We start from the raw sequence: 19,084 nt of genomic DNA, 5'->3' as shown, positions 1-19,084 counted from the left end.
TAAAGCGTCCTTCGAATTGTAAACGTATTTAGATTTAGACTGCTCATTGTAACAAGACTAATGCGTTTCGAATATCGCGAATAAACTAAAGAAAAGTCTCAAATATGCACAAACGTTATGTAGCCCAACTATTTATTGCGATTAATTTACTATTTTCAGCATCAAGTTTCGCTGAAGAAGAGTCGGCCCCCAAACTAGCCTACTTCACGCTAGAGCCCGATCTCACCACCAATTTTTACACTAAAGGTAAAAAATTGGGCTATATCCAGGTTCGCCTCGACATAATGGTCGCCAATAGTAATGACTTAGAAGCCATTGAACATCATCAACCATTGATTCGTGATGCGGTGATTGAGTTACTTGGCAAACAAAACGAAGAGACCATTAAGTCTCTATCCGGTCGTGAGGATTTGAGAAAGTCCTTAGTTGAGCACCTCAATAAGATTTTACTTCCTGAAACAGGTAAAACTCTCATTGCTGACTTACTGTTTACCAAATACCTTTATCAGTAATGATAGTGTTTAAAGGCATCCAAATAAAAAAGCGGCTCACCTGGCCGCTTTTTTGTCTCTATCGTTTGACTACTCACTAGAAAAAATGAGTTAGCTTCTTGCCGAGCTCGGTGCTTTCATCGCATCGATAAAGCCAATAATGACACCAGCGGCTAGGCCAGCTAAATGCGCTGTATTGGCGATCGCCATAAATGGCTGCATGTACCCAAGCACTAACCACACCAACATAAAGCCGACAATCTGTCTTGGGATACCTAAACCAAGTTGTGGCGCCTTCGCACCAACAACCCATAAGTAACCAACCAAGGCATACACAACCCCAGACAAACCACCGAAGTTCGCCCCTTCAACCCAATACTGACCTGCACCAGAAAGCGCAGAAGAGACAGCAAAGATCTGAAGTAACTTAAGGCCGCCTAGCTTTTTCTCAATATCTCCACCCAGTTGCCACCACCACAAGATGTTGAATGCGATGTGCATAACCGAGAAATGCAAAACAGCATGACTGAGCCAGCGCCACAATTGCCATTGCTGCCCATCAACTGCTGGGAAGTGCAATGCATTAAAAATCGCTTGCCCGAAGCCTATCTGCTGCAGAGCAAAAATCACCACACATCCCAACATGATACTGAGTGTCACAGGGCCCGCTTTGGCTTTTATCATGCCCATGAAACTAGGCGTATGGTAATGAAAGTTGCTCTTTCTGGTCTCTGCCATGTCCCAAGACGCCGCTTGATAGCGCTTATGATTGGGTTCCGACAAGAAGCGATTGAGCTCAGCTTCGGTTTCAACCTGAAATTGACCATCAATAAGCCAAAGAGCAAAACGCCCTTCCCCCTCAGGAGACATCTGAATAGGGATCTGACGAGACGCCATATAATCAATAAATGCTTGAGCAAGACGTGGGTTGTCTAACACCATCAATCTAATCATTGTTACTTCCTATTCATGCTATGAGAGATGCTTGGAACGACAAAGGGAATTAACCAGCAATTACAGGAAGTTCAGCACGGTGCCAAGCTTCGAAACCGCCATCAACACTATATACCTCTTCAAAGCCTTGGTTCACTAAATATTGTGCTGCACCTTGGCTACTAATACCGTGGTAACACATCACCAAGATAGGTTGTTCGAACTCAACCTCATCCATGAACGACAGCATTGTATCGTTCGTCAGGTGGTAGGCTGTTTTTGAGTGCGCAACCGCGAAAGACTGCGGGTCACGTATATCGACAAGTCGAGCATCACTTTGTTCAATGAGGGCTTGAGCGCCTTTAACGTCGATATGTTTAAACTGGTCCATGACTTTCTCTTTTTATACTGATTTACTTTGCTGCCATTGTAACCTATCCCAAGGCTAACAATCACACCCACTTAATAAGGTTATCCACCAGCGATCACTTTTACACCATTTGTGGATAAATCTGTGAATTGCGTGAATAAAGTGCCTTTTTAAAAATAGATCCACAACATGTAGTAATGATCCTGATCTAACTGTGGGTTAACTGAAACATATCCCCACTCGAAAAACCCCGCCAAAGCCTTACTACACCCTGCTTTTAGACAGCTGACGAATAAATTCCTCACAGAGTTATCCACAAAATAATTTTGCAAATTTCGATCGCAAAAGTTGAGAAATCGATCCAAAACAAAAAGGCCGAGATCTCTCGATCTCGGCCTTTTCAAAATTCAGCTATTTGCTAGCTCTACTATTAGAAGGTAAAAGCTAATAGAAACTAGATGCTATTAGAAATCACCAACGGCTTGTTTCAACTTCTTCATCGCATTCTTTTCTAACTGGCGAACACGCTCAGCAGAGATACTGTAGGTATCCGCTAAGTCTTGCAGTGTTGCCTTATTGTCGTCTAACCAACGTGAGCGAACAATGTGCTGGCTGCGTTCGTCTAAGCTCTTCAATGCAAGCCCCAAACGATTATTAGTATGAGATTCCCAGTTAGCCGCTTCAACCGTTTCAGCCACGTCTGATGCTTTGTCTTCTAAGTAGTAAACTGGAGCAGTATAAGCAGAACCGCCATCGTCATCATCCATAGGCGCTTCAAACGTCGCATCTTGTGCTGCTAAGCGAGATTCCATCTCACGAACTTCCGAAGGCTCAACACCCAGTTCTCGAGCAACCGTCTCAACTTCACCGTTATTAAACCAACCTAAACGCTTTTTAGACTTACGAAGGTTAAAGAACAATTTACGCTGCGCTTTAGTCGTTGCGATCTTAACGATACGCCAGTTACGCAATACGTATTCATGAATCTCAGCTTTGATCCAGTGAACAGCAAAAGAGACTAGACGGACACCAACTTCTGGATTAAAGCGCTTAACAGCCTTCATCAAGCCGATGTTACCTTCTTGGACAAGATCAGCCATTGGCAGCCCGTAGCCAGAGTAGCCTCTTGCAACGTGCACCACGAATCGTAGGTGTGAAAGGATCAAGCCTTTCGCAGCGTCGATCTCACCTTTGTAATGTAATCGCTCTGCAAGTCCACGTTCCTCGTCAGGCGTCAGCATTGGGTAACTGTTCGCTGAGCGGATATAGCTATCTAAACTATCTTGTGTGACTAAAGCCATTTGATACGCTTGGTTTGCCATTCGGTTCCTCATCAATCTCTGATCTGGAGTAATACATCTATTAAAACCCGACAATCTTGAACCTAAAATGAACAGGTTTCAAGGAGGGGGGAAGTAATTATGCATAATCAATTCGTCTATACAAGGCAAAAACTGGTTAAGAACTGCCTATTTTTCGTATAAATATGACTCTATTCACCTAAACTGGTTCAATTTCTTTTAGATGACGCTGTGCAGAAAGCTTCGCAGCTACACTACCAAGCAAGGTTCCGACGATCAAAAGCAGTAAAGATTCATCCCAACTCAGGCCAATTAAGCGGAAGTGGCTATCGTACAGCTGAGCCAAGTCATCCACTGCACTGTTCAGTAATACGGTAATCAATGCCGTCATTACCCACGCGCTAATCGAACCTAAAACACCAAACCACATTCCAGCATAGAGGTATGGTCGAAGAATGTAGCTGTCGGTAGCACCAATCAGCTTCATGGTTTGAATCTCTTCTTTATGCGCCAACACATTAAATCGTAATGTGTTGCCGATAATCAGAAATACTGCGCCCAGCATCAGCACAGTTAAGGTAATCACGATGACAGCTGCAAGTGCTTTGATAGCATCCAGTCGAGCTAACCAGTCTTCATCTAAACGAACATCGGTGACTAACTTTTGCTTCTTAACCTTACCTGCCAGTTCTTTAATTAACGTGTCGCTGTGTACGCTTGGCGTAATCACCAAAACACCTGGCAATGAATAATCATCTAGGATAGTTAGGGCGTCCTCAAAACCAGAATACTGGCTAAGATCTTCAAGACCTTGCTGCGGAGAAATGTACTCAACCAGATCGACTTGGTCCCAACTTTCGATTTCATCCTTAAGCACCATGACTCTCGGCTCAGGGATACCATCCTCTACATAGGCACTAATTTGTGACGGGCTGGTGACATCTTGCGCCACTTCACCAACGTTCTTGCCGAGTAGGTACAAACAAGCGGGCATAGCTAAAGCCATTGAAATCACCGCAAGCGTCAGCAAGTTACCCAACGGACGCTGCCACATTTGCGAGAACGATGACTTGGCTTGTTTCCAATGAACAACAAAGAAACCGTCGCTTGAAGCCCGGTTTACTGCTCGATTGGATTGAGGTTTCTTAATGCGCTTATTCGCGGCCATAATCTTCAACCTCACTCAAAAAGCCTTGGTTTAATTCCAGATGACGATATTGAGGGCGAGTGTTCACTAACCCGATATCGTGCGTCGCTAGCATGATCGTGACACCCGCACGGTTGAACTCTTCAAACAAGCGTAATACACGACTCGATAGTTCAGGATCTAGATTACCAGTTGGTTCATCCGCTAAAAGCAGAGTTGGACGGTTAACCACAGCGCGAGCAATACCGACCCGTTGTTGTTCACCTCCAGAGAGCTGGCTTGGCAAACAACGGGCTTTATCTAATAAACCGGTTTTGTCCAACGCGGCGCTGACTCGACGTTTAATTTCGTTTTCAGAAATAGATTCAATACGCATAGGCAGAGCGACGTTATCGAAGATCGAGCGATCCATAAGTAGGCGGTGATCTTGAAAGACAATCCCGATGTTACGGCGTAAAAAGGGAATGTCTTTGGCTGGGATACGAGTAATATCGTGATCGTTAAACCAAACACGTCCGTCAGTTGGACGCTCTATCGCGCAGATCAACTTCAGCAAGGTACTTTTACCAGCACCAGAGTGCCCGCCTAAAAATGCCATCTCTCCTCGTTTGAGATGAAAGTCCACTTTTTGGAGCGCTTGTCGTCCGCCTCGGTAGGCTTTGCTCACTTGCTGAAATTTGATCACCGAAAATTCCTCTTACGATCACTCATATCAAATTTAAAACGGTAGCAGGTTAAGGATAAACCACTTTGCTACACGCGTTACTCTTCGCGGCTAAATAGTGCTTCAATAAAGTCTTTCGACTCAAATGGACGCAGGTCGTCAATGCCTTCACCCACGCCAATGTAACGGATTGGAATCTGGAACTGGTCAGCAATTGAGAAAATTACGCCACCTTTCGCTGTACCATCTAGCTTAGTTAGCGTAATACCCGTTACTGGTGCCACGTCACTAAACAACTTCGCTTGGCTAATCGCATTCTGACCGGTACCTGCATCTAGCGTTAACATGATTTCGTGCGGTGCAGAATCATCGATCTTCTTCATTACACGAACAATCTTGCGTAGCTCTTCCATCAAGTTGCTCTTGTTCTGCAAACGGCCTGCAGTATCTGCAATCACAACATCAACACCACGCGCTTTCGCCGCTTCAATCGCATCGTAGATAACAGACGCGCTATCGGCACCAGTGTGCTGAGCGATAACCGGAACATCATTACGCTGCCCCCAAACTTGAAGTTGTTCAACCGCTGCCGCACGGAAGGTATCACCCGCCGCCAGCATCACTTTCTTGCCTTCACTTTGGAATTGTTTCGCCAGCTTACCGATAGTGGTTGTTTTGCCCACGCCATTCACACCCACCATTAAGATAACATAAGGTGTTTTAGTGGTATCAACAACCAGTGGCTGTTCCACTTGGCTCAAGATTTCTGACATCTCTTCTTTAAGCAGACCATAAAGCGCTTCACCGTCTTTTAGGTCATTACGGGATGCTTTTTCTGTTAGGTTTTCAATGATCTTCACGGTGGTATTCATACCCACGTCGGCGATCAGAAGTTGCTCTTCTAATTCTTCAAACAGGTCTTCATCGATTTGCTTGCCTTTGAACAAACCAAAGAAGCCCGCACCAATGTTTGCTTTAGTACGGCTTAGGCTACGCTTAAGTCGTGCAAAGAAGCTTTCTGTCGGCTTCTCTTGAACTTCTTCAACCTTAGATTGAGAAGCAATCACTTCTTCCTGTTCTGCTTCTGCTTCTGCTTCTGCTTCTGCTTCTGCTGCGACAGGCTGCTGATCTTGTTGAGCCTCTTCAAGCGTTTGCTCTGACTCCGCAAGTTCAGATTCAACAGACTTAGGTTCCGTTGATTTAGCGTCTTCAACTTCAGGTGCGACCTGTTCAGCCTCAACTTGTGATTCAACTTCAGTTTGATCTTCAACGTTTTCTACGTTCGCTTCATTCTGAGTTTTTGGGCTTTGTTCTTCTTCACCAAAACCAAGCCACGATAATAATCCGCGCTTCTTTTTTTCCGTCATCAGAGGAGTTTCCTAGATCTACTAATTAGCTGTATTGACTTAATACACGTCGACTCTTTGCTATTGTTATACAATACAAGCTTGTACAAACGAATAGTAAAGAAAAATGACAAAGCAGTGATAAGTTTGCTTTTAGCTTGATACACTTTGTCATTGTAAATTTATTTAATACTCGAACCCACTTAAATTGGGCTCGGTATAGTATCACTTTATTAGCGGTCAAAAAATCTATGGTAAGACGTCGCCAGCAAAACACATCACAAAAAAAGCCATCCGGAGGCTTTGTTCGAATTATTAGTGGCTCATGGAGAGGTAGAAAGCTGCCTGTTCATGATTTAGAAGGATTACGCCCAACCATTGACCGAGTCAAAGAAACACTCTTTAACTGGGTGGCACAAGATATCCCACATTCGACCTGCTTGGATGTATTCGCCGGTTCTGGTGGTCTAGGTTTTGAAGCCGCTTCTCGCCAAGCAAAAATGGTGACACTGCTCGAAATGAATCAAAAAGCGGCCAAACAGCTTTCTGATAACGCGAAAGAGCTCAAAGCAGACAACATCAATGTAGTCAACACTGATGCTATCTCTTTTCTTAAGAAGCCAGGTACTCCTTACGATATGGTCTTTCTCGATCCTCCATTTCGTAAAGGCTTACTCGCAGAAACAGTACAACTGCTTGAGAGCAACGGTTGGCTTGCAGACAACGCCATCATTTACGTCGAGACAGAGAAAGAGCTAAAACTCGAAGCTATGCCAGAAAACTGGGAATTACATCGCGATAAGACCACGGGCCAGTCGAGCTACCGACTGTTCAATCGAATCACTGAAGAATAGGAGTTATTGAATGAAGTTCTTGCTTCCACTAGCAAAAGCAGCCATCGCCTTTGTTTGGTTTATCTTAATCGCCAATATTTTCTACCCATTCCCGGGTAATGCTGCGATTGCGCTTTATATCATGACAGCATTCTTATTCTTCATGCACGGCCTGCAGATGATGATTTTCATCGGTGCTTTTGGCGATAAGATCGAAATGTCACGTTGGGAGAAGTGGTCAATATTGATTTTCGGTGTCTTTGCCCTACTCGATATCCGACGCAAACACATGATGTAATAAAGCTTAAGCTTAGATATAAAACGCTTAGCGACAGAAAACATCATGACAGAAACAATTGATACAAAAGCGCCGCTCATTTGAGCGGCGTTTTTTTTATTCAGCGATGATACTGATGTTAGCCCATGTAGCCCTTTACGCCATCTAGGAACATTTGCGTCGACAGCATAACCAACAACAAGCCCATCAAGCGTTCGATGGCTTTAAGGCCTCTCTCACCCAACACTCGCAGGAAGAAGCCATTAAACATCAGAATAAAGAAGGTCGCACCCCAAGCCAGCATCACCGCGCCTGAAAGCTCTAACATATTGTCAGGGTGCTGGGTCGACAACAGAATCAATGCCGCAATCACTGAAGGGCCAGCAATCATAGGAATCGCCATCGGCACAATAAACGGTTCTTCACCCGCCGCGAGGCCAGTAATACTACCCGCACTTGGGAAAATCATCTTAATCGCGATGATAAAAAGAATAATACCGCCAGAGATACTCAAGGTTTCAGGCTGCACATGCAGGAAGTTCATGATGCTTTGACCAGCAAACAAGAACAGCAGCAGGATAATCAGCGCAAACATTAGTTCACGAACAAGAACAATACGGCGACGCTTCGGATCAATATGCTTAAGGATAGAAAGCACGATTGGTAAGTTGCCAAGCGGATCCATAATAAGAAACAGCATGGTCGCTGCAGATAAAATTTCCATAAGTTTGTCTCGAAATCGTAAGTGCGCGGAGTATAGCAGCCTCAAGATTGATTTTCGAACACAGTAACAAACTTAGGAATTTACGTTATTGAAAGGGTATTTATGAGAGCCAAACGAGGGAGAAATGGTCGGAGTGGAGCCGAGAATATCGCATCCACTCGCTAATCACAGTTCACTGTTCACCGGCGACAAGAACTGATGGTCATTCAAGATCAGTGATTACAAACACGTTCGCGATTAGTGCAAAGCTTGTCATCAATGATCACGACCTTTTCCATTTTCAGGAAAAACTTCAGTAGGCCATCCAAATCCAGACCGTTCAGCTTACACGTATGAAAGCGAGCTTCAGCGCCATAGGTTTGAGCAAGCTCTTGCGTCAACTCTTCACGAGTCAGCGGCTTTTCACTCAGTAGATTTAAAACGTTGTGTGCATGAATTTCGGTAGTCATAACTCTATCTCATGTTTAATGAAGTAGACGTAGAGTACCTACTTTCATCTGAGCTGCCTTGATGTAGCTCAGAGTTAAGCTAGCTCTACCCTAAATGGTGAGGGAAGCAACGATGAGAGCGTGTGCAAGAAAATAACTGCCCGTTACCCAAAAGTAAGCGCCCTTGATTGGGCTGCGATAGAAATTTAGGGCGTACGCCAATGCGGAAAGCAGCAGCACGCAGCAACCAACAAAACCAACAGCATGTGATAGCTGAGGCTCAAGTAACCAGACTTCACCAGAGGCCCAAGCAAGCTGAATGAGCACAATACCCATGATAACCACTGGAAAAACGAGTTTGTCTAAGCGAGGGAGTAATAGGAAGAAAGCAACGATACATGCAGCTAACAGCAGCGCGAACAACCACCAGACCATTTCTCCTGATAGCTGTAACCAAAATGCTTTGCTGTAACAAAGTTGAGCCAACAGGAAACACACAAAATGCAGAAGACGTTTTTGAGTAACAGTATGAAGCACATCTGCGATCGCGGATATCGCTAACCCAGCGACTACCCAATAGGTAAAATCAACGACAACAGATTGAGTTAGAGCAATAGTCGCCAATAATACAAAGGTAAAGACCTTATACAATAAAGCCTGACCGATATGCCCATGTTTCGTTCCTGTTATTGCTCCAATACCAGACAAGGAAACCGCCAACCAACTCCACATATCATTTGCCCTATTGCTTTTAATCGTCGCCAGTCTAGGCACACGGGTGTTGATGTAAAGCCTCAGCCCTTCAAAATTGGATCTTGATTACGCTTCCACTAAAAAGAGCATCTTTAGATTGAAGTCGTCACAATACCCGCAGCGATAGTGATTATTCCTTTTAAAATAGACTCATTGTTCGGAAAACTCATATAAATTGACGCTAGAGAACCCAAACTTAAATTCCAATCACTTCTATCCTACCAACGCCACAATATGTCGCTATATATTGCAAATACCACATAACTAAAAGTTCAAAATAAAATACATAAATACATTAAAAACAAACACTTAAAATCAAAAGCAGACTTATATAGAACTTTCCAACACTATACAAACCTAGACTTACAAAGTGCGTAAATTACCTTTATAAAAACCACTTTGTCAGGTTTAGCTAAGCTTCCTGTCAAAAAACCATCACAAAAATCAAACCTAAAACCTATAAAGCTTAATTAAACAAACCTAGACACCACCAAGCCCCATTAATACAGTTTAACAACCTTTAACAATATAAATTACACAAAATGACCATTACAAAACAACAACTTAAAACAAATGAGAACAAAAAAAAATCATAACGAACAAAATAAGAGCTCCCCAAAACACACAGTAAAACATAGCAAAAGTGATAGAAAACCCAATAGTTTTCTATCACTTTTAAAGGCTTCGAAAGTAATTCTTGATCTAAAGCCATAAGTAGTGCTATTCTTTAAAACATAGCGAGAGACAACCAAATTTAGGAGTAGTGTTATGATTTCATCTTCGCAAAGACAAGGACTTGTAATGATCGCGGTAGTTGTAGGTCTAATGACACTACCGATGATGTACTAAGCAAGTTACAGATAAAAAAAGGGACGCCATTAGCGTCCCTTTTTTTGTTCAATTTTTTCATTTCGAAAACAGATGCAGTGTTAACACATCCCAGTTCGCATAATAGAAACCAGCAGCAGCTAAAGTCATTGCCATCATCAGTAAGATTGCAACTCGCCAAATAAAACGACCACTACGTGGAGTCAACTCCTTCTCACAGTCGTTACACATCATGATGAACTTATGCTGGTCTTCCAACTTAGCCTCATGCTCATTGACTACCTTATTACGACACGTTGCGATATAACGCAGCTTACTCACCGTATCGTGCGGTAGCCTTTCTTCACAGCTTGACACAAGCTCATGCAATCCTTCGCCTTCAGCATGATATTGAAGCCTCAATAATTTCTCTATATTACGAGTTCTTGTCACCACTTTTTCAATATCGGTCATATTAGCCCTCCCACTCCACACTATAATTCTAGTCGAGCATTTCCCTATTCTTATACAAAATCACTGTTATTTACGAGAGAAAGAGACAATAAATAACAATGCTTTATCCCAAACTGGCCTCTAAATGTGATATCTGCCGAAAAATAATCAGCTTGGCTTACAACAGTTCACGAATAACGGCTTGAAACACATATCCCTATTGCTTGAAAGATTAGAATAACCATCACGACTACATGGAGGTTACATGCCTAATTCACTCTTTTTTGCCATCTTTGCACTCGCCGGTCTAGCGGCTTGGGTATTTCTTGGTTTCTATCGAAAGCACTCACAAGGTGAAAATGCGCCAGAAAAGAAAGTGAACGTCACTGTGTTGGACAAACAATCCATCGACCTTCCTGATGCAGAACCTGGCCAAGAAGATCAAGAGTATTGGATTTACGTTCAACGTGGTGTGGTTGGTCCAAAACGAGAGTTCCAAGTCGGAATCCACTACTTCCACGCCCTGAACCCTGGCGACAAAGGTACCTTAACCTACCAAGGCGATAAGTTTTTACACTTTGCATTGAAGCGCTAAACATTAGGTACTTCAACTGTATCTTCTAAGCAATCCATCAGAAAGCCTTAGCACCCACCGCTAAGGCAATAACCAACGTGTTTTCTCTGACTTAGAGACCAACCAGCTCATCCATAACGCGCCAGCTCCGCTGATCACGATCCATAATGGAATAACCCAAGCAGGGTGTCCTTGGTACCAACCGAACTCTTTCATTGGCCATAAGAAAATCGGGTGCAGCAGATAAATACCTAAGCTGTGTTTACTGATAAAACCAACCACTTGATTGCTCTTCTCAGACAAGCCTTCACCATAGTAACGGCACACCATGAACACCATGCTCGCCGCTAATACGGTGTTCAACGTCTTGTAAGATAACCAACGCCCTACCGTGTATTCTTCTGCGACCAAACTTGCATCAACCACCATATAAACCGTGGTCAGTAACGCTAATCCACCAAGTAACACACTCACGCCGACAGTCATCTTGTTAAGTGGAACCATCTTATACAGCAGGTAACCCAACGGTAAGTACCCGGTGTACAACCACAACTCGTGACTCCAAGGGCCATCGATTTTCAATAAGAACAATAACGTTGTGAACAACCATACCGCCGTAAAGGCATAGACAGATCTATCACCGTACTTTCTGACCATGATCTGTAAAAAAGGAATCACAAAGTAGAGTGGGATGAAGTAATAGAAGAAACCAAGGTGATAGTACGTGTAGTGATGATAACTATTGAGCAAAACCTCCCAACTGACGTCCGCATCAAAACCCATTAGCGACCAACCTGATAGGTAGGTATAGAAAAGCGACCAAACAATGAATGGGATCAGTACCTTACCCAGACGGCGCTTGAGGTAGTATTTGGCGTCAAACGGGCGCTGATCACTCAGCATCAATGCACCAGAAATCAAGATGAACACAGGCACTGCCCAGCGGCTGAAACCATTCACCGTAATGGCAGTCAGCCACTCACCGAAAGGAATGGTGCTTAATTCATTACGATAAGGCGCCAAAACATGAATCGCGATAACAGCTATGGCCGCGACACATCGTGCTAAATCAAAAAAGAGAACTCGCTGCTTCATGTAAATGCCTGATTAATATTCAATCATTCAACTATAGCAATAAAAAAGCTGACCGGAATAAATACCAAGTCAGCTTAGTGTTAAAGAAGATACTTATCGCGAATTTAACTTATTCGACTCTAGGTTATCCGACTTAAGCTCATGCGGCTGAAGCTTATGCAGCTGAGATTTGCGGCACTTTAGGTAAACGCAGAGAGATCACCGTCGTTATCGCTAAGAATGCGAAGGATACCCACAGACACGCAGACAAACCGGCCATTTGGAATACCAAGCCCGACAATATCGTGCCAATCAAGCGACCCATCGCGTTTGCCATGTAGTAGAAACCGACATCAAGAGACACCCCATCGCCTTTCGCATAACTCACAATCAGGTATGAGTGAAGCGATGAATTCACCGCAAAGATGGCACCAAATACCATCAATCCACCGATGATAACTAGCTCTGGTTGCCAGCCAATTTGCACCGCATAAGCAATACCGGCAGTCACAATAGCCAATGCACCCGCCCACAACAGCGCGGCATGACCATCAGGCACCTTGCCTTGCGCTTTACCGGTAATCTTAGGCGCAATACCCTGCACAAAGCCGTATGCAATGGTCCAAGCTGCTAAGAAACCACCCACCCATGAGTGGTCCCAACCAAACACACTGCCTAGATAAATCGGCAAAGCAATCACAAACCACACATCACGAGCACCAAACAGGAACATACGCGCTGCAGATAGGATGTTGATGGATTCAGACTTAGAGAAGATCTGTTTGAACTTAGGTTTAGTTTTCGCTTTACCCATGTCCGCTTCTAAGCTCAACACACTGCCAACGAAGACCAATGCCAACACGGCTGCCATCGCAAGCACAGCGTATTGGAAGCCAATCGTTGAAAGCAGCAAACCACCAATAAAGAAGCCAGCCCCTTTAAGCGCATTCTTAGATCCGGTCAGAATCGCAATCCACTTATAAAGCGCGCCCTGTTGTTCATCAGGAACCAGAGTCTTAATCGAACTCTTGGCACTCATCTTATTGAGGTCTTTAGCGATACCAGACAAGGCTTGCGCCGCCATTACCCAAGGAATAGTCAGCATTGCCGTTGGTACCGCGAGCATACCCAATGCAATAACTTGCATCCCTAACCCGATGTTCATGGTCTTATTGAGGCCAAGACGCGCCCCTAACCAACCACCAATTAGGTTCGTCACCACACCAAAGAATTCATAAAAAAGGAACAGTGAGGCGATCTCTAACGAACTGTAGCCAAGGTCATAGAAATACAAGACCACCAGCATACGAAGTGCACCATCAGTAATGGTGAAGTTCCAGTAATTGAAGGTCACCAGCATGTATTGGCGAACGCTCTTACTTAGATTTGAAAACATAACGCTATCTCTGCAATCTAAACAAAAAGAGCTTTTAGATCATAGGTGTCCAAAAGCTCTAATTCTTACTTTCCACTTAACTTATACTCAAAATAATTGGAGTGGCAGCTAGGCAACAAGCAAGTTCAGCCCTATGAGCATAGGTGTTCTATGTGATTAGGGCGGCCGGCGATCCGGTGAACTTGTGTAGTTAACAACGCTGCTGGTTCAAGTATGAAGAGCTACGCAGAAGCTACGCCATTAATGTATTCAACCTGAATGGCTTTAGTGAATGCGCCCGGACGCAGTGCCTGCACCTCTTGAACAATCTTGTTCATGTCCCAGCTCTTCTCTAACAACAGGTGTGCAGCCAGCAAACCCGTACGGCCAGAACCGCCCATGCAGTGCATTGCTACCTTGCCGCCGTTATCCACGATTTGGTGTAAAACTGGACTAGTCGCCCGCCACTTCGCAGCAAAATCGGTACCCGGTGCACAATCGTCTTCAATTTCTATTTGGAACCATTGCATGCCTAGTGCTTGCGCTTTCTCGCCTAACTTTGAAACGTTCTTGCTCGACAGTTCTTCACTATCTAGCGCCGTCACAATCGCTTCCACGCCTTGCGCTTTAAGTTGCGCTAGAGATGCATCGAGGTCAGTGCCTTTAGTGCCTGGGCACGGAGTAAGCACTAACGCACCTGTTTTTAAATCTAGCTGCCATGTTGGGTGTGCTTGAGAATTCGTCATCGTCATTAATCTCTTAAAATTCTTTTGTATATAGACCGATACTCAAAATAATTGGAGTTGCAGCTAGGCAACCAGTAAGTTCAGCCCTATGAGCATAGGGGGTCTATGTGATTAGGGCGGCCGGCGCTCCGGTGAACTTACGCAGTTAACAACGCTTGCAGCTTCAAGTATGAAGAGTATTAAGCTAGGCCAACTGTACGTACTAGCTCAGCAGTACGTGTTGCGTAACCCATCTCGTTGTCGTACCAAGCGTAGATCTTAACCATGCGCTTACCGACTAGCATGGTTGATAGCGCATCTACGATCGTTGAGCGTTGGTCGCCTTTGTAATCGATAGAAACCAGGGGACGCTCTTCAAAGCCAAGAATGCCTTTCAGTTCATTCTCAGACGCTTCTTTCAGCATCGCGTTGACTTCTTCAGCTGTGGTGTCTTGCTTCACTTCGAAGATGATGTCGGTCAGAGAAGCGTTCGCTAGTGGTACACGAACCGCGTGGCCATTAATACGATTTTCAAGCTCCGGGAAAATCTCAACAATCGCTTTTGCACTGCCCGTTGTTGTCGGGATAAGACTCATGCCACATGCACGTGCACGGCGTAAGTCTTTATGGGGCGCATCAAGAATAGTTTGCGTATTGGTGAGATCGTGAATAGTGGTAAAGGCTGCGTTCTCGATGCCTAACTTCTCGTTAATCACCTTCACAACAGGCGCAAGACAGTTAGTCGTACAAGATGCCGCAGTCACAATCTTATGTACCGCTGGATCGAAGATAGCGTCATTCACACCGACAACGATGTTTGCAATGCCTTCTTCTTTCACTGGCGCCGATACAACAACACGCTTCACACCTTGCTCAAGGTATTTGTTTAGGAAAGATGCCTTACGGTGAACACCGGTCGCTTCAAGGACAACATCGCAACCAGACCAATCGATCGCATCGATATCGCGCTCTTGCGTAGTTCTAATGCGTTGGCCGTTGATGATCATCTCATCGCCTTCAACCGTGACTTCGTGGTTCCAGCGACCTTGAACCGAATCGAACTCAAGAAGGTGCGCCAGTGTTGCTGTATCGCCTGCTACATCGTTAATTTGAACAAACTCTAGCTCAGCCCAGTCGAATGCTGCGCGAAGTGCTAGACGGCCGATACGGCCAAAACCATTAATACCTACTTTGACTGTCATACTCTTTTCTCTCAGTTAATTGCCTTCATATTTGAAGTCGCAGTGTTGTTGACTATGCCTAGCTGCAATCTCAACGATTTTGGCAATAAATTTAAATGTATTTAAACGCAACATTGAGGGCGTGAAGTCATGGCTTCTAGGCGCTCAATATCCTGTTGGTATTCAGTTTTCAAACAGTTCGATGCTATAAGGTCATCAATTAACTTTAGCATCCAACCCGGTAAATCTTGTGACAGACGGTAGAACACCCACTGCCCTTGGCGAACGTCAGTTAAAATTCCGTTTGAACGCAACTGCGCAAGATGGCGGGAAATCTTTGGCTGACTTTCTTGTAATGCCTGAGTCAACTCACCAACAGATAGGCACTCTTGGCGCACAATCAACATTAAGCAACGCACTCGCGTTTCATCAGACAGTAATTTAAAAAATTGGTGAGGAAGCATAACTACATACTCATATATGGATATGCATATATATTAGTTATAAAAAAACGCACGTCAAGGCGTGCGTTTTCATTGTCATAAAAGTTTAACGAAAAATATCAGAGTTTGTTGGTAACAATATGGCTCCAACGTCGAGCTTCAGTGAGTTCTGTTTTCACTTGTTCCACGTTCAAACCTAGATCAGCACAGTGATCATCAATCTTTTGCCAATCAGCATGTTCGAAACTTTCTTCAAGCGCTAATAATGCGCCATATGGACCTTCTCTGCGCAGCAAGGCGACCTTAATACTTGTGCATAACGGTAATTGTTCAATTAAGTTCTCTAACGACAGATCGAGCAACGCATCAAGCAATGAGAACAAACCAATCATAAAGGCTTGTTCAGTATGCCCTTTAAATACTTGGTAACGAGACATCCGTTGGCAAAACTGCGCACGCTGCAAAGACAGGCCATACAGCTCTTTGGGCTTTTTATCAGAGACATAAGACGCTACTGCTAGCGAGACAAACATTTTCAATTTCTCTTGCCCTAAATAAACCAAGGCCTGACGAAATGAAGAGATGGTGACCTCAAGGCGGGGTGACATAGTGTTCACAAAGCGCAGAAGCTTATAGGATAAGGCAATATCTTTCGCGACGATGCTTTCAACACGTTGGAAGTCGACATCCGGCTTACAGACCTCTTGGAATAGCTCCATCGCTATCACTTGCTCTGGGCTAATATACTTAGTCTTTATGATTTCGGGCTTACTAAAGAAATAGCCTTGGAAAAACTTAAACCCTGCTTCTTTCGCTTGTTGGAACTCTTGTTCCGTTTCAACCCGCTCAGCAAGAAAACTATATTTCTTCCCTTCGTGCTTTTTGACTAACTCACACGCCGCATCCAACCCCATCTGCATGATATCAAGCTTAACAATATGCGTATATTGAAGGAAACGTTCCCACTCAGGTGTCGAAGTAAAGTCATCTAGGGCAATCATATACCCTGCTTGATAAAGCTCTTTGATTACCTCTAATAGCTCATCTGTCGGTTGGCAGGTTTCAAGAATCTCAACTACGACCTTATCTTTCGGTAAGCTCATTGGAAGACGACGAATCAAGCTTTGATACGGAAAATTAATGAAGCAGCGTGAAGATGGGATCGAAGGGTTAAGCCCAACGGACAAGAAGTTTTCAACGATCAGGCGATACGTTGCTCGATTAGACTCAATATGCGCGGGGTAGGCATTCCTATCACCGTCACGAAACAGCAGCTCATAACCAAGCGTGTTCTTGTTACGGTTTAAGATAGGTTGTCGAGCAACGTACGTAGCGGTCATTTATTGATAACTCTAATTGATTTAACTATAACTCTATTACTTTCATTAAGCTTTGGCAGCAGCCAGCAAAGCGCCGCAACCCATGAACATACCACCAAATATTTTATTTATCTTACCCATTATGCGATCTGAGCGAATAAAACGTCCCATTTGTGAAGCTAATGAGGTGTAACCCAACATAACCACGCTATCAATAAATACAGTGGTCACTCCAAGCACCAACAACTGCGGTGCTTGCGGTTGTGTCGGATCGATAAATTGCGGAAACAGAGCAACTAAGAACACGATAGATTTTGGGTTAGTCAAATTGATAAGCACTGCATTTCTGAGCAGCTTGCCACTCGATAGCGTTGATTTTTCTTCTGAAGCCACCAAGCTAGACTTATCACGCCACTTTTGAATGCCTAACCATAGAAGATAAACCACGCCCACCCATTTGATGATGGTAAATGCCAAGGCGGATTTTGCCACTAGTGCACCAATACCCGCTCCCACCAGCATAATATGAAATGCAAGACCGAGCTGTAAGCCAACGATCGACGCAAGTGACTTCTTGGTGCCATAGCTGAGCCCATTGCTGATTGAGTTAACGGTACCTGAGCCCGGTGCCAAACTAAACAAAATCGCCGTGACGACATAAGCAAGCCAAACATGAGTATCCATTTGCATTTCCTTACTAGTTCTTTAATCTAACAACATTAGTAGCGATGACGCTCTCACATGCATCAGTTCAGGTAATTTCCCATGGAAAACCACAGTGCCACCCTGTTTTCATACACGCAAGAACCTGAGTTCGAGCAAGCGATTAAACACCCGATCTCCACCCTTTGGCAACAACGAAAGGATGGTTATGTTACATCATCTGGTAAAAAAAGGTTGTACTGGTGTAGCTTAACTTCTCCGACACACACCAAAGCTATTGTTATTTCAAATGGTCGCATCGAGTGCTGCTTAAAATACCAAGAGCTCTTTTATGATTTCTATCAGCAAGGTTATGACGTTTATTCATTTGACCACCAAGGTCAAGGTCAGTCGGAACGTATGGTAACAGACTCTGACATTGGTCACATTCACGAGTTTGATGATTACGTATCAGATATGTCTGACATTATTGCCAGTTTTGATCTTAGCAAGTATTCCAATCGCTACCTGCTCGCACATTCGATGGGCAGTACAATCGCCACTCGCTACTTGCAAACTCATCCCAACCACCCGTTTGACAAAGTCACTCTGTGCGCTCCGATGTTTGGGATCAATACTGAATGGTACTTCAAGCCTATCGCAATGCTTGTTGGGCAAGCTCTCACCGCTTTCTATGCCAAGCCGACTTATGCCCCCGGGCAACAGGCGTATTACTCTAAGCCCTTCGAAAATAACTTATTAAGCCACAGTAAGGTGCGCTATCAGTGGTTCCGTTGCTTATATGACGGTTCCCCTTCTTTGCAGGTTGGCGGACCAAGTACTCGCTGGGTATGGCAAGGGTTAATGGCAGCCAAGCAGGCAATACAACAAACTCGTCAAATCAAGATCCCACTGCTATTGATTCAGGCAGGGGAAGAGAAGATTGTGAGTAACGATGCTCAAGTGAAGTTCATCAATAAGCTGAAAAAAACCAACTCTGATTGCCAGTTTAAGGTGATTGAGGGTTCTAAGCATGAGGTGCTGTTTGAGCAAGATGAATACCGTAATCACACACTGGATGCTATCAATCAGTTTTTTACCTAGATCGAATAAGCTAATAAGCTGAGTAACCGACCAAGAAGATAAGCGCTAAAGAGGAAGAGAAGTAAGTGAGCTTTGCCCTCTTTTCTTGCATGAAATTGGCATACAATTTCCACCTAGAGA

At 44.2% G+C, this 19,084-nt stretch carries 22 protein-coding genes; 5 read left to right on the top strand and 17 right to left on the bottom strand.

Features of this window, described 5'->3' with window-relative positions; all coding sequences use genetic code 11:
• Positions 1 to 104 precede the first annotated feature (104 nt).
• On the top strand, positions 105 to 512 hold the full coding sequence (locus AB4180_RS16315) for a flagellar basal body-associated protein FliL (RefSeq protein ID WP_102249636.1): 408 nt from the start codon (positions 105 to 107) through the stop codon (positions 510 to 512).
• 90 nt (positions 513 to 602) lie between these two features.
• Here AB4180_RS16315 and glpG read toward each other — a convergent pair whose 3' ends face one another.
• From glpG to ftsY, 6 genes are all read right to left on the bottom strand, one after another.
• On the bottom strand, positions 603 to 1,445 hold the full coding sequence (glpG, locus tag AB4180_RS16310) for a rhomboid family intramembrane serine protease GlpG (protein ID WP_102249637.1): 843 nt from the start codon (positions 1,443 to 1,445) through the stop codon (positions 603 to 605).
• A gap of 49 nt (positions 1,446 to 1,494) precedes the next feature.
• Positions 1,495 to 1,815 carry a thiosulfate sulfurtransferase GlpE gene (gene glpE, locus AB4180_RS16305; RefSeq protein ID WP_102249638.1) on the bottom strand — a complete coding sequence of 107 codons (321 nt, stop codon included), beginning with the start codon at positions 1,813 to 1,815 and terminating at the stop codon, positions 1,495 to 1,497.
• A gap of 443 nt (positions 1,816 to 2,258) precedes the next feature.
• A complete protein-coding gene (rpoH, locus tag AB4180_RS16300; protein ID WP_029223159.1) occupies positions 2,259 to 3,116 on the bottom strand; it encodes an RNA polymerase sigma factor RpoH in 858 nt (285 codons plus the stop codon).
• 178 nt (positions 3,117 to 3,294) lie between these two features.
• The gene (gene ftsX / locus AB4180_RS16295; protein WP_009848238.1) at positions 3,295 to 4,263 is read right to left on the bottom strand and encodes a permease-like cell division protein FtsX; all 969 of its coding nucleotides are present in this window, start codon (positions 4,261 to 4,263) and stop codon (positions 3,295 to 3,297) included.
• Positions 4,250 to 4,927, bottom strand: coding sequence for a cell division ATP-binding protein FtsE (ftsE, locus tag AB4180_RS16290; protein WP_009848236.1), 678 nt, complete (start codon positions 4,925 to 4,927; stop codon positions 4,250 to 4,252). Before ftsE ends, ftsX begins: the two co-directional genes overlap by 14 nt.
• 77 nt (positions 4,928 to 5,004) lie before the next feature.
• On the bottom strand, positions 5,005 to 6,273 hold the full coding sequence (ftsY, locus tag AB4180_RS16285; RefSeq protein ID WP_012605029.1) for a signal recognition particle-docking protein FtsY: 1,269 nt from the start codon (positions 6,271 to 6,273) through the stop codon (positions 5,005 to 5,007).
• 230 nt (positions 6,274 to 6,503) lie between these two features.
• Between ftsY and rsmD the strand changes: the two genes are divergently transcribed.
• Both rsmD and AB4180_RS16275 read left to right on the top strand, forming a co-directional pair.
• The gene (gene rsmD, locus AB4180_RS16280) at positions 6,504 to 7,106 is read left to right on the top strand and encodes a 16S rRNA (guanine(966)-N(2))-methyltransferase RsmD (RefSeq protein ID WP_017061036.1); all 603 of its coding nucleotides are present in this window, start codon (positions 6,504 to 6,506) and stop codon (positions 7,104 to 7,106) included.
• 10 nt (positions 7,107 to 7,116) lie between these two features.
• On the top strand, positions 7,117 to 7,383 hold the full coding sequence (locus AB4180_RS16275) for a DUF1145 domain-containing protein (protein ID WP_102249639.1): 267 nt from the start codon (positions 7,117 to 7,119) through the stop codon (positions 7,381 to 7,383).
• Positions 7,384 to 7,501: 118 nt separating this feature from the next.
• Here the strand turns inward: AB4180_RS16275 and AB4180_RS16270 are convergent, their stop codons facing one another.
• From AB4180_RS16270 to AB4180_RS16255, 4 genes are all read right to left on the bottom strand, one after another.
• A complete protein-coding gene (locus AB4180_RS16270) occupies positions 7,502 to 8,086 on the bottom strand; it encodes a YhgN family NAAT transporter (protein ID WP_009848232.1) in 585 nt (194 codons plus the stop codon).
• A 212-nt stretch (positions 8,087 to 8,298) separates the two neighbouring features.
• Positions 8,299 to 8,535, bottom strand: coding sequence for a YecH family metal-binding protein (locus AB4180_RS16265; RefSeq protein WP_009848231.1), 237 nt, complete (start codon positions 8,533 to 8,535; stop codon positions 8,299 to 8,301).
• Positions 8,536 to 8,625: 90 nt separating this feature from the next.
• Positions 8,626 to 9,246, bottom strand: coding sequence for a lysoplasmalogenase (locus AB4180_RS16260; protein ID WP_029223157.1), 621 nt, complete (start codon positions 9,244 to 9,246; stop codon positions 8,626 to 8,628).
• Positions 9,247 to 10,173: 927 nt separating this feature from the next.
• Positions 10,174 to 10,548 (bottom strand): hypothetical protein, encoded by a 375-nt coding sequence (locus AB4180_RS16255; protein ID WP_009848229.1) that lies wholly within the window; start codon positions 10,546 to 10,548, stop codon positions 10,174 to 10,176.
• A 244-nt stretch (positions 10,549 to 10,792) separates the two neighbouring features.
• On the opposite strand from AB4180_RS16255, the gene AB4180_RS16250 reads away from it, so the two are divergent.
• The gene (locus tag AB4180_RS16250; protein ID WP_009848228.1) at positions 10,793 to 11,122 is read left to right on the top strand and encodes a DUF2500 domain-containing protein; all 330 of its coding nucleotides are present in this window, start codon (positions 10,793 to 10,795) and stop codon (positions 11,120 to 11,122) included.
• A 60-nt stretch (positions 11,123 to 11,182) separates the two neighbouring features.
• Here the strand turns inward: AB4180_RS16250 and AB4180_RS16245 are convergent, their stop codons facing one another.
• The 7 genes from AB4180_RS16245 to rhtB all read right to left on the bottom strand — a co-directional run bounded on the left by AB4180_RS16245 (position 11,183) and on the right by rhtB (position 17,902).
• On the bottom strand, positions 11,183 to 12,196 hold the full coding sequence (locus AB4180_RS16245; protein WP_102249640.1) for an acyltransferase: 1,014 nt from the start codon (positions 12,194 to 12,196) through the stop codon (positions 11,183 to 11,185).
• A 154-nt stretch (positions 12,197 to 12,350) separates the two neighbouring features.
• The gene (arsJ, locus tag AB4180_RS16240; RefSeq protein ID WP_102249641.1) at positions 12,351 to 13,571 is read right to left on the bottom strand and encodes an organoarsenical effux MFS transporter ArsJ; all 1,221 of its coding nucleotides are present in this window, start codon (positions 13,569 to 13,571) and stop codon (positions 12,351 to 12,353) included.
• Between the two features lie 221 nt (positions 13,572 to 13,792).
• On the bottom strand, positions 13,793 to 14,302 hold the full coding sequence (locus AB4180_RS16235; protein ID WP_198592257.1) for a cyclin-dependent kinase inhibitor 3 family protein: 510 nt from the start codon (positions 14,300 to 14,302) through the stop codon (positions 13,793 to 13,795).
• A 173-nt stretch (positions 14,303 to 14,475) separates the two neighbouring features.
• Positions 14,476 to 15,477: an ArsJ-associated glyceraldehyde-3-phosphate dehydrogenase gene (locus tag AB4180_RS16230; RefSeq protein ID WP_102249642.1), complete on the bottom strand. Its 1,002-nt coding sequence runs from the start codon at positions 15,475 to 15,477 to the stop codon at positions 14,476 to 14,478.
• Between the two features lie 101 nt (positions 15,478 to 15,578).
• Complete coding sequence (locus tag AB4180_RS16225; protein ID WP_009848223.1) at positions 15,579 to 15,920, bottom strand: metalloregulator ArsR/SmtB family transcription factor; 342 nt, start codon at positions 15,918 to 15,920, stop codon at positions 15,579 to 15,581.
• A 98-nt stretch (positions 15,921 to 16,018) separates the two neighbouring features.
• Positions 16,019 to 17,239: an EAL and HDOD domain-containing protein gene (locus AB4180_RS16220; protein WP_009848222.1), complete on the bottom strand. Its 1,221-nt coding sequence runs from the start codon at positions 17,237 to 17,239 to the stop codon at positions 16,019 to 16,021.
• A 45-nt stretch (positions 17,240 to 17,284) separates the two neighbouring features.
• A complete protein-coding gene (rhtB, locus tag AB4180_RS16215) occupies positions 17,285 to 17,902 on the bottom strand; it encodes a homoserine/homoserine lactone efflux protein (RefSeq protein ID WP_009848221.1) in 618 nt (205 codons plus the stop codon).
• An 81-nt stretch (positions 17,903 to 17,983) separates the two neighbouring features.
• Between rhtB and AB4180_RS16210 the strand changes: the two genes are divergently transcribed.
• The gene (locus AB4180_RS16210) at positions 17,984 to 18,964 is read left to right on the top strand and encodes an alpha/beta fold hydrolase (RefSeq protein WP_017100568.1); all 981 of its coding nucleotides are present in this window, start codon (positions 17,984 to 17,986) and stop codon (positions 18,962 to 18,964) included.
• Positions 18,965 to 19,084 lie beyond the last annotated feature (120 nt).

The organism is Vibrio sp. 10N.286.49.C3 (genome assembly GCF_041469545.1).
Taxonomy (GTDB): Bacteria; Pseudomonadota; Gammaproteobacteria; order Enterobacterales; family Vibrionaceae; genus Vibrio; species Vibrio tasmaniensis_A.
Note: the sequence above shows the minus strand (reverse complement) of the source record. Positions and strands in the feature narration are given on the sequence as shown.